Raw genomic sequence first — 13,636 nt, forward strand, 5'->3', positions numbered from 1 at the left:
TCAGGTGTAAGGTGACTGTTATAATTGAATGTATCGATAAACGGAAGTTTGAGGAGACTCATGCAGGATGGTGAGTCTTCTTTTTTATGGTTTTAGAGGTTGTTCAAAAAGTCCGCTTTTGATTACGAAGGATGCCTTGTGGCATCATCAGCATCGAATATGAAATTCAGCCGAAATGTCCGTTGCTCACGTAGTTTTCCCTACGCTCCGCTACTCCATTTCTAGCTTCATTCCATCTTCTCGGTACTGAAAACCAGACTTTTTGAACTCGATTAGGATCAGGAATCACCTGTGGCTTACAAGGAGGAATTGGCGTGCCGGATGTAGGTGGATTGAAATGGTTGTTTTTTGATGTTGGAGATACGCTAGTGGATGAATGGGAGCCGGTTGATGATATTATCGGACAGTTCGTCCGCGAAGCCTGTGCATTGGGGTATCCGGTGAAGATTGAGGCGGTACGCGAACTGTTCGCGAACTGTTACCAGAGATATGAGCAATGGCCGATGAGAGTGGCGATTCGCACATTCGTTGAAGACGAGGGACACCAGAAGCAGATTCAGGACAAGCTGAAATTTCAAAAAGATCTTGAACGTCCTTTTCCATCAGCGGATTACGTCCTTCAGCAGTTGTCACGGCATTATCGCATTGGCATTATTGCCAATCAGAGTCCTGGAACGGAAGAGAGACTGGAGAGCTACGGCTTGCGGAAGTATGTTGATGTTCTGGCATGTTCGGCTGAAGAAGGAGTGTCCAAGCCAGACCCTGAGTTATACGCTGTGGCCTTGAAACAGGCCGGTTGTGAACCGGAGGAAGCCGTCATGATCGGCGATCGGATCGATAACGACATTATACCTGCTCTGAAGCTGGGCATGCGTACGATTCGAATTATGCAGGGTTACGGAAGATTCCAGCCAGAACTATCTGATGACCAACGTGCGGATTGGACTGTTGATTCATTGGATCAACTCCTGCCGTTACTGATACCAAATCAGGATTAGATGATTGTTTACTGGAGTTTGAGTTTTACTATAAAAGAAAACACCTTGCTGTATTGCAACAATAAAGGCTGATCAACTTGGGTATAGCATACCGGAGTTGATCAGCCTTTTTAGTATTTTGTCGATAAGAACGAGATTAGAATAACCGAATCGTCTGAATGATCAGATATACATTCAGCACAACGATAATCGCGGCAATGACCCATGAGATGATTTTGAGCCACAATTTGTTGGCGAATGCACCCATGCTTTTTTTATCACTCGTGAACATTACCAGGGGAATTACAGCAAAGGGCAATTGAAGCGACAGCACGACCTGGCTCAAAATGAGCAGTTCTTCTGTGCCATGTTCTCCTGCAATGGCTGTCACAATTACCGCCGGGATGATGGCGATCAGACGTGTGACCAGTCTGCGTAGCCAAGCCGGAATTCGAATGTTCAGGAAACCTTCCATAACGATCTGCCCAGCGAGTGTACCTGTAAGGGTAGAGTTCTGACCTGATGCTAACAGCGCCACACCGAACAGAATACTTGCAACCGTAGTACCCAATAGAGGTGTCAGCAGATGATAGGCATCAGCGATCTCAGCAACCTGCGTCATACCAGCACTATGGAATACAGCAGCAGATACAATCAGGATGGCCGCATTGATGAACAGGGCCAGTGTCAACGCGATTGTAGAATCCATGGTCGAGTACCGAATGGCTTCTTTTTTGCCCTGTGGTGTCTGTTCGATCTGACGGGTCTGCACAATGGAAGAATGCAGATACAGATTATGCGGCATCACGGTTGCTCCGATAATACCAATGGCAATATAGAGCATAGCCGGGTTTTGCAGAATCTCAACATTTGGTACAAAACCATGGAGAACACCGCCCATATCCGGTTTTGCCAGAAACAGATCAATCCCGAAGCAGAGGGCGATGGTTGCCATCAGCACAATGACGAGAGTCTCCAAGGCGCGGAAGCCTTTGTTTTGCAGTACAAGAATCAGGAGTACATCAACTGCTGTGATGATAACGCCGTATAACATAGGAATGTTAAATAACAGCTTTAACGCGATGGCAGAACCGATGACTTCAGCCAGATCGGTGGCTGCAATGGCAAGCTCACACAGAATCCATAACATCATGACAACAGGCATGCTGAATCGTTCACGACAGGCTTGAGCCAGATCCCGTCCAGTGACGATGCCGAGTTTGCCAGCCAGCGACTGAAGGACAACGGCCATCAGGTTCGATAACAGGATAACGGATAACAAGGTATACCCGAACTGCGAGCCGCCTGCGATATCTGTTGCCCAGTTCCCGGGGTCCATGTAACCTACGGCAACAAGGTATCCTGGGCCTACAAAGGCGAGGAATTTCTTCCACCATGCAGCATTCTGCGGAACTTTCATGGAACTATGTGCTTCTCCAAGGGAAGGGGCCATGCCCGCAGTAGACAATGATTCTCTTGAAGGAGCGTTGAACGGATTTTTTTTACTCATACGATAATCACCTGACTTTGAATTATTGATTTGGAAATATATGCGGGACAACCCGCTCATGATATATCTAAATTTTTATGTTTATTGTTACATTGTACTCCTTCAATTGTTTTTGTCTAGTGCAACTTTTATGTATCAGCACAAAATTTCGGTTCCAGCTTGTAGATGTCCCTTCGTATATTACCCAACCGTGGGGAAAATACAGCCATGGCATTGAAATGCATGAAAATAATAAAGTTGTAAAAGCTGATAAAGATACAAAATTGCGTTTCAAAATGAGCCAGAAGTTTAAATTGAAAGGAAGGCAATAAAAACTATATGGATAAGGGAGAGATTCTTAATGGAAGCTTTATATACAGCAGTAGCGACAGTTAAAGGTGGACGTACAGGTTCCGTGACTTCTTCGGATGGCGTTCTCAAGCATGATCTGAAAATGCCAAAAGAGCTTGGTGGCTCCGGTGGTGAAGGTACTAACCCTGAGCAGCTTTTTGCCGCTGGATATGGAGCATGTTATGAAAGTGCCCTCGCCAATGTAGCACGCAAAGCAGGTGTGAAATTGGAGGATGTGGTCGTTACAAGTAACGTATCCATTGGTAAAGACCCTGCGGATGACGGTTTCCAGCTGTCTGTTCGTCTGGATGTTAGCATGCCTGGTGTAGATCACAGTCAAGCAGAGGAACTGGCCCGCAAGGCGCATGATTTCTGTCCATATTCCAAAGCAACACGCGGCAACATTGATGTTGTTTTAAACGTAGTCTAAGATTTGACTCCCGGCAAGTAAAGGGAACATATAGAGCAGGGTATCCCAGATACCTGATGTTCGACTACAAAGCCCTGCTGGCAATCGGCAGGGTTTTGTGTTGATCATCTTATAAGGACATGATGCAGGAGACTAGATGCCAGATCGCGTACTATTTTACATAATTGCACTCCCACTTCATGCTACACATTCTATAAAGGGGGAACAAAGATGAGTATTGAAGAGATGATTGAGCGGCGATTTGTGTGTACGAAATGCAGAAGCACGGATTGTAACATTAAGGAAGTTTCCATGTCAGGAGCAGGCCTGAGCAAGATGTTCGATATACAGCATAACCACTACCTGTTCGTGGCTTGTGCTTCCTGCGGGTATGTTGAAGTGTTTGATCCGGATGTCTTCAAAGGGAAAAAACAGGGGCAGGTAGGGACGATTCTGGATATTCTGTTTGGCGGGTAGACATGCGCGAGTTGACATTGAACTGAATTTTCTTTAATATAACTTAGTACTGAGTAGTGTCATTGCATGAACCAAATTTGAATTAAACAGGTGATATCCATGTCTTATAGACCGCGTATTGCAGATTTAGAATTAGCTTATGGTAACAAGGAAGACGGATTGTATGAATTCAAAATGAATTTGGTAGACGGTACAAAATGCCGTGTATTCTACTCCCGTTCCCCGGAATGGAAGATGACCAATATCAGCCGTCTGCAGAAAACGCCTTGTCCAGTATGTCGCAAAGATTTCATTTGCAAATGTATGGACCAGTGGGCAAGTGACCTGCATCAACAGATGATCGATGACCAATGGATGGAAAAGGCAGTTACGGAGTAATTGTCGGACAGATACGAGCGTGGGCACAATGCCTGCGCTCTTTTTCTTTTATTTCCCATTAATGCGTGTTCAAAAAGAGCGCTTTTCAGTCTTTTTGAACAACCTCCAGAAATAAATTTAGAATTAGTGAACAAGAAGGCCCAGATTGGGTAAGTTACTCTAACCGCAACAATAGGAGGCAGCCAATATGACAGCAAATCAAACAGATGTGCATCAGGGACATCCGATCGTACTGGTGGATGGTGTCTGTCACTTCTGCCAGGGCTTAACCAAATGGATTATCAAGCGTGACCCGGAAGGGAAATATCATTTTGCATCGCTCCAATCGGATGTAGCCAAGGAACTGCTGGCGAAGGGCAATTTGTCGACAGACAGCATGGACACCTTTGTTCTGATTGAAAATGGAAAATACTATACACGTTCAACCGCCGCACTGCGATTGGCCAAAGGTCTGAAGTATCCTTATCCGTTGTTATATGTGTTCATTATTGTGCCTAGATTTATTCGTAATGCAGTCTATAACTGGGTTGCTCGCAACCGTTATCGCTGGTTTGGCAAGGATGAAGCGTGCATGTTGCCTACACCGGAGATCAAAGATCGATTTTTGTGAGTGTGATTAATAACGGAAATAATTGGGTAATGACTACAGATCATATCTATTTTGGGAGGAAAACAACTTGAAGAAGTGGACTACATTATTTATCGGGGCATTATTAGCAGTGAGCTTGGCAGCATGTGGTAACGATACAGATAATACGGCAACGCCGCCAGCGACTAACAACGAAACATCTAACGAGGGTAATACACCTGCGGAGCAGGAAACAAAGGTCCCTACCCTGGACGAATTGATTACCAAAACCAATGCAGCAACCAAAGAAATGAAAAGCTTCACAACTGAAGCAAATATTGATCAGAATCTGAAACTGGATGCTGGTGAACAGTCTCAGGATCAACAGGTTAAAACATCGCTCAAAATGGATATTATCAAAGATCCAATGATGATCTATCAAGAGATGAAAATGGAAATGTCGGGACAGGAAGCTCAGAACGTGAAGCAGTATATCACATCGGATAAAATCTACTCTCAAGTTGGGGATCAATGGGTTGCGATTCCTGAAGCTCAAACCAAGGAACTGATTGAGCAGATGAAGGCAAGCATGAATCCGGAAGGTGAATTGGAGCAATTCAAAAAGATTGAAGAAGATACTGAAGTGACCGAAGAAGGCGACAATTATGTGATTAATGCTGACGTATCCGGTGATAATGTGAAGGAACTGGCGAAAGCCGTGATGGAGCAGAACGGATCGGATGCCCAGATGCAAGCCATGCTTGATCAGATGAATATCACCAGCATGAAGATGAAATACATGATCAACAAAGAAACCTACCTGCCTGCAAGTACGGACGTAACCATGGTCATGGAGATGGAACAGAATGGACAGAAAATGACGATGGACATGAAGATGAACAGTACATTTTCTAACCAAGATCAAGTGGAAGAGATTAAGATTCCACAAGAAGCATTGGATAGCGCAAAATAATTTGGTTATGCCAAATGTGCTGAAGATGATTTAATGCGGTAAGCGAGCATCCTTGTATGCCCGTTTGCAGGGCACCTCTGAACTAGATCTGTGTGAGCCGAGAGGTTTACCGGATTAGAATCAGGGGTGTTTTTCTGTTTAGCGGAGATTATGGTCAGGGTTCAAGGTGTTATAGTATAGTCATATTGAAGTAGAGAGGGGAGATAAAAGATGATTGAATATGCACACATCCACCATGTTAGTCTGGCTGTACGTGATCTGGAAATCGCGAAGAAATTCTATTCTGGGTTACTAGGCATGCAGGAGATTGAACGTCCAGCCTTCCGCTCCACGGGTACATGGTACGCTATCGGCAGCCAGCAGCTTCATCTGCTTCAGCACCCGGAGGGCCACACGTTACGTGAGGCTGGTATTGATACTACAGACGGCCACTTTGCGATCTGGGTCACCAGTTATTCAGGGACTATAGCCTGGCTGGAACAGCAGGGAATTGAGTATGAAGCGAGACCTGACAGTGTGGCTGGATTCGCACAGATTTTTGTACTTGATCCGGACCGTAACATTATTGAGTTCGATTCACCGTACAACTCTTAAGGGAAAAAGGGTTAGAATAAATCCCTTGCTCCCCCAGAAATTGTATGCTATATTATCCATACATTCATAGCACGTGACGGAAGCACCGTCCAAATATCGCATATTCATGCGGTTATTGGACGGTGCTTTTTTGTGCTTTTTGACAGGGAGGGAAGGAGAAATTGATTGTACTAAAGGCGGTATTGGTTTCAAAAGACAAAGATTATATCAGTGCCTGGCTTGATTATGTACAGGGAAATTCGTCTGGTCTTCATGTGCGTTTCACGGCATTCTCCCAAGAAGATTCGTTCAGAGATCACATGAACGAGCAGCAGGAAGGTCGAGAATTACCGGATTTGGTTATTGCGGAACCGGAGTTTCTGAATGACTGGCTGAATAACGGGGGAGAAGTATCAGGTGTACCTTGGCTAATGCTTAGTGAAGGGATGGAAGAGGTGGATGAGGCCAAGCGGCTGATGAAATACCAACCCTTGCCTACTTTGCTGGATGCTGTGATGCATGCTTGCCGGCAGCCACGCCGTAAGAAGGTTCACCATCCGGGGCAAGAGACTCTCTCTATCGGTGTAGTATCCGCTTCGGGTGGAAGTGGCAAAACGGCAGTAGCCCTGCATATGGCCAAGCAATTGGGACTTGCAGGATATGCTGTTCTCTATCTGAATCTGGAGACGCTGGACAGTACGCTCCCGTTTCTGGAAAAGGGACTCACTAGAAGTGGGCAGCGTCACCCGGATGCGGAGACGGGATTGTCCCGTCTGTTATACGATCTGAAGGTGGGCAGAAAGGAATCCGGTAAGCAGTTACAGGTGCAATCGAAGGGCGTAGATGGATATGTGGTCCGGCATGAAGCCCTGAAATCCGATGTGTTCTGGCCATTATCGAATCGGAAAGAACTGTTGCAAATGACTCGTGAGGATACGTCGAATCTGCTTCGTTATTTAACGGAATGTGGACAATATGACGTGTTAATTCTGGATGGGGATTCCGGTTGGGATGGGCGCAGTGAAGGGGTGCTGGATGCAGCAGATGCATTTGTCTGGCTCGTTGAGGATGATATATCTGCCATGCATCGATGGGGACAATGGTTACAGCATGCTGAGCGTACGAAGCCAGATTTGTACGAAAGTATGCTTGAGCGTTCACGCTTTGTGGTTAACAAATATCGGGACAATGTCGTCAATGGACTCCCACGCCCTGATCTGCATCTGGATGCAGTATTGCCCTATATCCCTTCCTGGAAGCAACTTAGTCAGGAGGAAGTCATGCTTAGTTCTCCGATCTTCCAACGTGAAGTGAAGAGATTATGTGCCATGCTGGTACAGGATGGCGAAGAAGAATTGAAGCAGGCGGGACGAATTCAGAAGCAGGATCGGTGGGCACTATGATGGATTCATCCAATCGAATACTGGATCGTGAAGAACAGTTTCAGATGATGCGCAGGGAAGTCAGGGCTGGCCTCGATTTAACCTCTTCCGCAGGAGATGATGAACTGTGGCAGGGGATAGAACGCAAAGTTCTCACTGACCCGAAGCTGGATGATCTGACCTCAGGAGAGCGTCACACGCTGGTACAGCGATTGTTTGATTCCTTTCGTGGATTGGATATTTTGCAGCCACTTGTGGATCATCCCGATATTACGGAAATTATGATCAATAGTCACAAGGAGATTTTTGTGGAGCAGGAAGGTGAAGTCAGCCAGATCACCCTTGAATTTGAGTCGAGGGAACGACTCGAGGATATCATCCAGATGATTGTGTCTGGGGTAAACCGGATTGTGAATGAGTCTTCTCCAATCGTAGATGCCCGTTTAAAGGATGGTTCACGGGTTAATATCGTGTTGCCTCCTATTGCCTTGAAAGGCCCCACAATGACGATTCGTAAATTCCCCAGTGAACCGATGAAGATGTCTGATCTGATTGAAAAGGGAGCCCTGCATGAAGAAGCAGCAGAATTATTGCAGCAGTTGGTACGTAGCAAATACAACATCTTCATTGGAGGCGGGACCGGATCGGGAAAAACGACCTTTTTGAACGCATTATCCCAGTTTATCCCTGCCGATGAACGGATTATTACTATTGAGGATTCGGCGGAGCTACAGATAGTTACGGTACCGAATCTGGTATCACTGGAAACGCGGAATGCAAACACCGAAGGCAAGGGACAGATATCTATTCGGGATCTGATCAAATCTTCCTTACGGATGCGTCCGAACCGGATTGTCATTGGCGAAGTAAGGGGCGCGGAAGCGTTGGATATGTTACAGGCCATGAACACAGGGCACGATGGGAGCTTGTCTACAGGGCATGCGAATACCATCTCGGATATGATTAGCAGACTCGAAACGATGGTGCTCAGTGGTGCGGATCTTCCCATTGCGGTTGTAAGGCAGCAGATTAGTTCGGCGATCGATATATTTGTACATTTATCCCGGCTAAGGGACCGCTCCCGGCGGGTGACAGAGATTAGTGAAGTGATTGGCATGCAGGACGGTGAGGTTATGCTGAATCCACTGTTTCGTTTCCAGGAACAAGAAGAGCGCGAAGGCAAAATTATTGGCGGGTTAGTGCAGGTTGGAAAGTTGAATCAGGTGGATAAAATTCAGATGGCTGGGCTCGGGGAATGGCTGGATGGATACATAGAACAATACAGTGTTGAAATAGATTCATCAGATAACAACGTGAATTAAAGTCATTGGAAGGTGATTACTGTTGGGTGAAGCCAGACAGATGTTGACGGATTACACCGTATATACGCTTTCCCGGAGACAACGAATGGCCTGTATGCTGATTAGTGGTCTGCTGTTTTTTGGCATCGGAATTCTGTTCTACCATCACTGGTTGGCTGGAGCGATCCTGGCTGCGGGTTGTATATGGGTGCCAAAACATTGGACTAAAGTGCTGTTGGAACGAAAAAGAATGACACTCAGTTTACATTTTAAGCAAGCGTTATATGCACTATCTTCGGCACTTGCCGCAGGAAAATCGGTGGAAAATGGATTCAAGGAATCCGTAGAGGATCTGCGGATGTTGAACCCGGAAGCGGATACCGATCTGATTCGTGAGTTCACGATCTTGCGGACACGGATGGAGTATGGACAACCAATCGAAGAGGCACTTCAGGATTTTTCGGATCGGGCTCAGATTGAGGATATTACGAACTTTGCAGATGTGTTCATTACGTGCAAACGAACTGGCGGGGACCTGGTTGAGGTTGTGCGTCGTACCTCTGCGGTGATTGGTGAAAAGCTGGACATTCAGCAGGATATTATGGTCGCGGTATCGCAGAAAAAGTTCGAATCAAAGGTGATGTTTGCAGCTCCGTTTATTTTTTTGATATTTCTGAATCTGACCGCCAAGGACTTTATGGAGCCGTTATATAGCGGGATGGGATACCTCATCTCTAGTGGTGCCTTGGCAGTACTCGCCTGCTGTTATCTGTGGATTAATCGCATTATGGATATCAAAGTATAAGGAGCTGAAACGATGCTGCTTCCCGTTATAGTCGCAGGGATGCTCGGAGCGGGATGGCTGATTCTGGATCGAACCCGGGGGCAGACCTACCGGCATCTGCGCAAGCTGGATATGGAAGGATTACGATTGAAGAAATTGCATGGCCCCTTCCTGTTTATATTGGACAAGTTCGAGATTGGACGCAGATTGCCAGTGCTCATGTTTCGAATGCAACATGCCATTCAGAAAATGTATGGCATACAGCACAGTGGAGAGAAAACGATGCTGTATTGCGCTGAAATGTTGACCTACACATGGCTCATGCTGCTGGTGGGCTGCCTGTTATCACTCGTTGGAGATATGGGCATCGGAGGTATGGTAGGTGGGCTCGCGCTCGGTGCAGCGTTGCCTTTTGCGCTCTACAAAGATCTCAATACGAAGGTGCAGCGAAGAGACCAGGATATTCTTATGGAACTGCCTGAGTTGCTGAATCGAATTGTACTGCTGGTTGGCGCAGGGGAGACTGTGCAACGTGCCATCGTTCACTGTGTGACAAGCCAGGGTGAACGGAATCATCCGTTGTACAACGAACTTAGAAAGACAGTGGGAGATTGGAATAATGGTTATTCGTTTCAACAATCATTTGAACAGTTCAGCCGCCGCTGCGGTGTACAGGAAGTGACGATTTTTACAACAACGGTGCTACTGAATTTCCGGCGTGGGGGAGGTGACTTTGTATTGGCGCTGCGGGATCTGTCACATGTGTTGTGGGAGAAACGCAAGGCTGTCAGTCGGGCGAAGGGAGAACAGGCTTCTTCCAAACTGGTGTTTCCGATGGTACTGATCTTTTTTACGATTGTGGTCATGATCGGGGCACCTGCTTTTATGATGATGAATATGTAGGAGGAATTGGGATGATGGAAGTGTTGAAAAACAAGGTAAACGTATTTTGGAAGGAAGAGGACGGACTCGGCACGTTGGAGCTGATTCTGATTATCGGGGTTATTATCATTATTGCTTTGATTTTTAAAGACCAAATAACGGCACTAATCAAGTCTCTTCTTAGCAAAGTGGATACAAAAAGTAATGAATTTTTCCCGGGTTAACAGGCTGAAGAAGGAAGAAGGGAGCTTCACCGTTGAAGCCTCCCTGATCTTCCCTGTCGTGCTGTTTATTCTTGTGTTATTGCTCTTTTTCACCATGTACATGTATCAAAAGACATTCCTGAATCAACATGCCTATGCAGCTTCCGAACGTGCAGCCTATAGCTGGGACAACAGCCACAAACAGGCGATGACAGGTGAATATGTTGCTGGAGAACATGACAATCTGTATTGGAGACTGACGGACGATCGTATGCTTGGAGCGCTGTTTGGCTGGGCGGGAGCGGATAATCAGGTTAGCGTTTCTATACCTGCTGGTGAAGGCGGCAATCTCTCGGAACAGAAATTAGCACAAGCGGTGCAACATATGCCCTCAGCCATGAAAGGAACGATTGAGTATCAGAATTCTCTGATTCAGCGGAAAGTAACAACCAAGCTGGAACAAGTAATTTCTTTGCCTCTTCCTTCTTTTTTGTTCGATTCAGGTAACCGTGTACTGACGCGGGGATCATCCGCAGTTGTTGAACCGGTTGAATTCATTCGAACGGTCGATCTGGTTCGTTATTACGCAGCCAAGTTTAAAGGCAAAGGCGGTGCGGCGACCAGTACAGCGGCAGAAGCCGGACAGGTTGTGCAGCATTTTGGCAAAAGTAAAAAGTGAGAAAAGGAGGAGGGCGGAGCTGTTTAGAAAAAAAGACGGTGAGTTGGGAGCCGTAACCCTTTTTTTAATATTAATATTGGCCGGAGTTTATATGTTTGTTGCTATATTTATTGATTACGCTCGTATAGCTGCATTCAAGGTGCAGACTGAACGCATGACACATGCTGCGATGAGATCCGTCATGTCAGCCTATGACACATCACTACGAGAGTATGGTTTATTCGGGTATGGCGACAGCAGTGGGGATGCAATCATGGCTAAAGTACTGAATGATAGCGTGAAGCCTTCAGCTGTAAAAGATGGATTTCCCATTCTGGATATCCAGTGGGATACAACTACGCTGAGCATGGAGCGTGAACTGGGCAGATACGATATATTTAATCGCCAGATTCAGGAGGATATGAAGTATCGGGCTCCGGTTGATTTTACCCTTGAAGTGATCAATCGGTTCAAACCAATGTCAGACGAGATGAAGGAAGCCGCGCACACGGTAGATTTGCTGAAAAAATTACAGAAGTTATATGACAAACGTGAAGAACTACTGGACGAAGCCATTGCCAATCAGACGGAATCCGCGGAGAAGCTGAAGAATCTTCCAAAGTTGATCATGGACCCGCCTTCACAAGCGATCTATGAAGAAATGTTGGAAGAAACACCGGAGACAGCTGCCGAGGCAGCAGCACGTTATGCAGATTATCTGAACAAGAAACAGGCAGATGAGGGACTGCCGTTGAGAGAGCAACAATACATATTGGAACTGGCTCGTTATCGGACTGGTGTTGGTAATGTGGTGACAGGCATCAGCATGATCATACAGCCCGCGTTACAGGCCCATCAAACAAAACTGGAGGAAGCACAGTCCAAGATCGAAGAAGCACGCAAGATTAATGAGGAAATGAAACGTGTGATCGCGGAGGGGGAGAACCGTTCACAGAATGCCAGCTACGACAACGTGGGCAACTCGAATCTGCCTGGGACGAGTCCTGCAACTACTGGATCAGGCAGTGAAGCTAAGAGCACACGCTCACTCGCCTCGGAGCTTTTGAGGGCGGATAGCCTGTTTGATCAGTTGAAGGCACGGGTTGTTTCCCAGAATGCGGACTTCTCTAACGTCAGAAGAGACAACATGGAATTGAATAGTCAGCTTCGCAGCGTTACGGGAATGAGTGGGGTTCCGATTAAACCTGCGGTCAGACAGGCAAGTCAGATTACGGAACGATATATGGATACCTATGTGAATAGTGGTCCTGCCAACCTCATCCAACAGAGTAAGCAGCAGCTGGAGAGTGGTCGTGGGTCGGATGCCCAACGCAAAGCGAATGACAAAGAATCCAAAGGGAAATTGAAGGAAGTCAAACGAATCTTGTCGCAGATCCAGAATGGAAGTTCGGGTTCCATGGACACTTTCAAACAGTTGGAGGAATATTATAACGCTAATATTTCTTTTAACGAGGCTAGTCGTGAGGAAGCCAAAAAGGCAGAGATTGCTGGAGACCCCTATGACTCTGGTGGCGATGCCATGAAGGGAATGGACAGTTTGTTTGGCGGGATGTCCGGTCTGTTGGACAGTCTTGGCGACGAATTATTTCAGAATGAATATGCTTTAGCCTATTTTAACTCCATGGATTTTGGTCAGTTATTTACCTGGGCTGAAGGTGGTGGAGATGCTGGTGATGTTTTCAAACTGGAGAATCAGGAACTGGAGTATATCGTTTATGGGTTTCATAATCCTTCGGGTAACATCGCTGCGGCATATGCGGAGATATTTGGGATGCGGCTGGCTATTCGAACCGCAGAAGGGTTAATTGAGCACAGCAAGCTGGGGAACCCACTTCTGGTATTATCGGCAGCAATCTTATACGGGATTACAAACGCCATCGCGGATATGGTGAAACTAGCAAAAGAGGGCAGTGTGGAATTGTCCAAGTATATCAAAGTCAAACTGACGTACAGGGACCATCTCCGATTGTTCCTATTGATGCATAGTAACAATGAACGCAAAATGTCCAGAATGCTGGCGCTAATTCGATTGAATACGGGTGTGAATCCAGATGAGAAACAGACGTATGCTTCGGGTAACATGCGCAGCAGTATCAAGCTGTGGTTTTTACCAGGGGTGGTTAGAAGCATGGGTGCAGTGATGGGTAGTGCGGACCAAGTTGAAGATGGACGATTTTTCATTGAACGGAAGGCGGATTATTCCTATTGAA

At 46.3% G+C, this 13,636-nt stretch carries 15 protein-coding genes; 14 read left to right on the top strand and 1 reads right to left on the bottom strand.

The window, feature by feature from the left end:
* Nucleotides 1-314: 314 nt before the first annotated feature.
* The gene (locus tag ACE04G_RS12205; protein ID WP_449004254.1) at nt 315-998 is read left to right on the top strand and encodes an HAD family hydrolase; all 684 of its coding nucleotides are present in this window, start codon (nt 315-317) and stop codon (nt 996-998) included.
* Nucleotides 999-1,134: 136 nt separating this feature from the next.
* Here ACE04G_RS12205 and ACE04G_RS12210 read toward each other — a convergent pair whose 3' ends face one another.
* The gene (locus tag ACE04G_RS12210; protein ID WP_036669231.1) at nt 1,135-2,430 is read right to left on the bottom strand and encodes an Nramp family divalent metal transporter; all 1,296 of its coding nucleotides are present in this window, start codon (nt 2,428-2,430) and stop codon (nt 1,135-1,137) included.
* Between the two features lie 397 nt (nt 2,431-2,827).
* Here ACE04G_RS12210 and ACE04G_RS12215 point away from each other — a divergent pair, with 397 nt between their 5' ends.
* The 13 genes from ACE04G_RS12215 (at nt 2,828) to ACE04G_RS12275 (ending at nt 13,635) form a co-directional block, all read left to right on the top strand.
* Complete coding sequence (locus ACE04G_RS12215; RefSeq protein WP_036610819.1) at nt 2,828-3,247, top strand: organic hydroperoxide resistance protein; 420 nt, start codon at nt 2,828-2,830, stop codon at nt 3,245-3,247.
* A 210-nt stretch (nt 3,248-3,457) separates the two neighbouring features.
* Nucleotides 3,458-3,703, top strand: coding sequence for a zinc ribbon domain-containing protein (locus tag ACE04G_RS12220; RefSeq protein WP_449004253.1), 246 nt, complete (start codon nt 3,458-3,460; stop codon nt 3,701-3,703).
* Nucleotides 3,704-3,802: 99 nt separating this feature from the next.
* Nucleotides 3,803-4,081, top strand: coding sequence for a hypothetical protein (locus tag ACE04G_RS12225; protein ID WP_017690003.1), 279 nt, complete (start codon nt 3,803-3,805; stop codon nt 4,079-4,081).
* A gap of 187 nt (nt 4,082-4,268) precedes the next feature.
* Nucleotides 4,269-4,691, top strand: a complete 423-nt coding sequence (locus ACE04G_RS12230; RefSeq protein ID WP_449004252.1) for a thiol-disulfide oxidoreductase DCC family protein — start codon at nt 4,269-4,271, stop codon at nt 4,689-4,691.
* A 67-nt stretch (nt 4,692-4,758) separates the two neighbouring features.
* A complete protein-coding gene (locus ACE04G_RS12235; RefSeq protein WP_076209460.1) occupies nt 4,759-5,622 on the top strand; it encodes a DUF6612 family protein in 864 nt (287 codons plus the stop codon).
* A 210-nt stretch (nt 5,623-5,832) separates the two neighbouring features.
* Nucleotides 5,833-6,216, top strand: coding sequence for a VOC family protein (locus ACE04G_RS12240; protein ID WP_047842030.1), 384 nt, complete (start codon nt 5,833-5,835; stop codon nt 6,214-6,216).
* Nucleotides 6,217-6,377: 161 nt separating this feature from the next.
* On the top strand, nt 6,378-7,598 hold the full coding sequence (locus ACE04G_RS12245; RefSeq protein ID WP_449004251.1) for a nucleotide-binding protein: 1,221 nt from the start codon (nt 6,378-6,380) through the stop codon (nt 7,596-7,598).
* Nucleotides 7,598-8,899, top strand: a complete 1,302-nt coding sequence (locus ACE04G_RS12250) for a TadA family conjugal transfer-associated ATPase (RefSeq protein ID WP_486094538.1) — start codon at nt 7,598-7,600, stop codon at nt 8,897-8,899. Before ACE04G_RS12245 ends, ACE04G_RS12250 begins: the two co-directional genes overlap by 1 nt.
* A 40-nt stretch (nt 8,900-8,939) precedes the next feature.
* Nucleotides 8,940-9,683 carry a type II secretion system F family protein gene (locus ACE04G_RS12255; RefSeq protein WP_237176898.1) on the top strand — a complete coding sequence of 248 codons (744 nt, stop codon included), beginning with the start codon at nt 8,940-8,942 and terminating at the stop codon, nt 9,681-9,683.
* 12 nt (nt 9,684-9,695) lie between these two features.
* Nucleotides 9,696-10,565, top strand: a complete 870-nt coding sequence (locus ACE04G_RS12260; RefSeq protein ID WP_339307328.1) for a type II secretion system F family protein — start codon at nt 9,696-9,698, stop codon at nt 10,563-10,565.
* Nucleotides 10,566-10,576: 11 nt separating this feature from the next.
* Nucleotides 10,577-10,768, top strand: coding sequence for a Flp1 family type IVb pilin (locus ACE04G_RS12265; RefSeq protein WP_237176508.1), 192 nt, complete (start codon nt 10,577-10,579; stop codon nt 10,766-10,768).
* Nucleotides 10,749-11,426 carry a TadE/TadG family type IV pilus assembly protein gene (locus tag ACE04G_RS12270; RefSeq protein WP_339307330.1) on the top strand — a complete coding sequence of 226 codons (678 nt, stop codon included), beginning with the start codon at nt 10,749-10,751 and terminating at the stop codon, nt 11,424-11,426. Before ACE04G_RS12265 ends, ACE04G_RS12270 begins: the two co-directional genes overlap by 20 nt.
* A gap of 91 nt (nt 11,427-11,517) precedes the next feature.
* A complete protein-coding gene (locus ACE04G_RS12275) occupies nt 11,518-13,635 on the top strand; it encodes a hypothetical protein (protein WP_449004250.1) in 2,118 nt (705 codons plus the stop codon).
* The last annotated feature ends 1 nt before the right edge of the window (nt 13,636 follow it).

The sequence above is a fragment of the Paenibacillus sp. AGC31 genome (assembly GCF_057334655.1).

What these genes read in the sequence shown, in the direction of transcription:
- ACE04G_RS12270 (WP_339307330.1), top strand. Translation starts at nt 10,749, where the DNA reads ATGAATTTTTCCCGGGTTAACAGGCTGAAGAAGGAAGAAGGGAGCTTC.
- ACE04G_RS12275 (WP_449004250.1), top strand. Translation starts at nt 11,518, where the DNA reads ATGTTTGTTGCTATATTTATTGATTACGCTCGTATAGCTGCATTCAAG.
- ACE04G_RS12220 (WP_449004253.1), top strand. Translation starts at nt 3,458, where the DNA reads ATGAGTATTGAAGAGATGATTGAGCGGCGATTTGTGTGTACGAAATGC.
- ACE04G_RS12260 (WP_339307328.1), top strand. Translation starts at nt 9,696, where the DNA reads ATGCTGCTTCCCGTTATAGTCGCAGGGATGCTCGGAGCGGGATGGCTG.
- ACE04G_RS12210 (WP_036669231.1), bottom strand. Translation starts at nt 2,430, where the DNA reads ATGGCCCCTTCCCTTGGAGAAGCACATAGTTCCATGAAAGTTCCGCAG.
- ACE04G_RS12250 (WP_486094538.1), top strand. Translation starts at nt 7,598, where the DNA reads ATGGATTCATCCAATCGAATACTGGATCGTGAAGAACAGTTTCAGATG.
- ACE04G_RS12225 (WP_017690003.1), top strand. Translation starts at nt 3,803, where the DNA reads ATGTCTTATAGACCGCGTATTGCAGATTTAGAATTAGCTTATGGTAAC.
- ACE04G_RS12255 (WP_237176898.1), top strand. Translation starts at nt 8,940, where the DNA reads ATGTTGACGGATTACACCGTATATACGCTTTCCCGGAGACAACGAATG.
- ACE04G_RS12240 (WP_047842030.1), top strand. Translation starts at nt 5,833, where the DNA reads ATGATTGAATATGCACACATCCACCATGTTAGTCTGGCTGTACGTGAT.
- ACE04G_RS12230 (WP_449004252.1), top strand. Translation starts at nt 4,269, where the DNA reads ATGACAGCAAATCAAACAGATGTGCATCAGGGACATCCGATCGTACTG.
- ACE04G_RS12215 (WP_036610819.1), top strand. Translation starts at nt 2,828, where the DNA reads ATGGAAGCTTTATATACAGCAGTAGCGACAGTTAAAGGTGGACGTACA.
- ACE04G_RS12265 (WP_237176508.1), top strand. Translation starts at nt 10,577, where the DNA reads ATGATGGAAGTGTTGAAAAACAAGGTAAACGTATTTTGGAAGGAAGAG.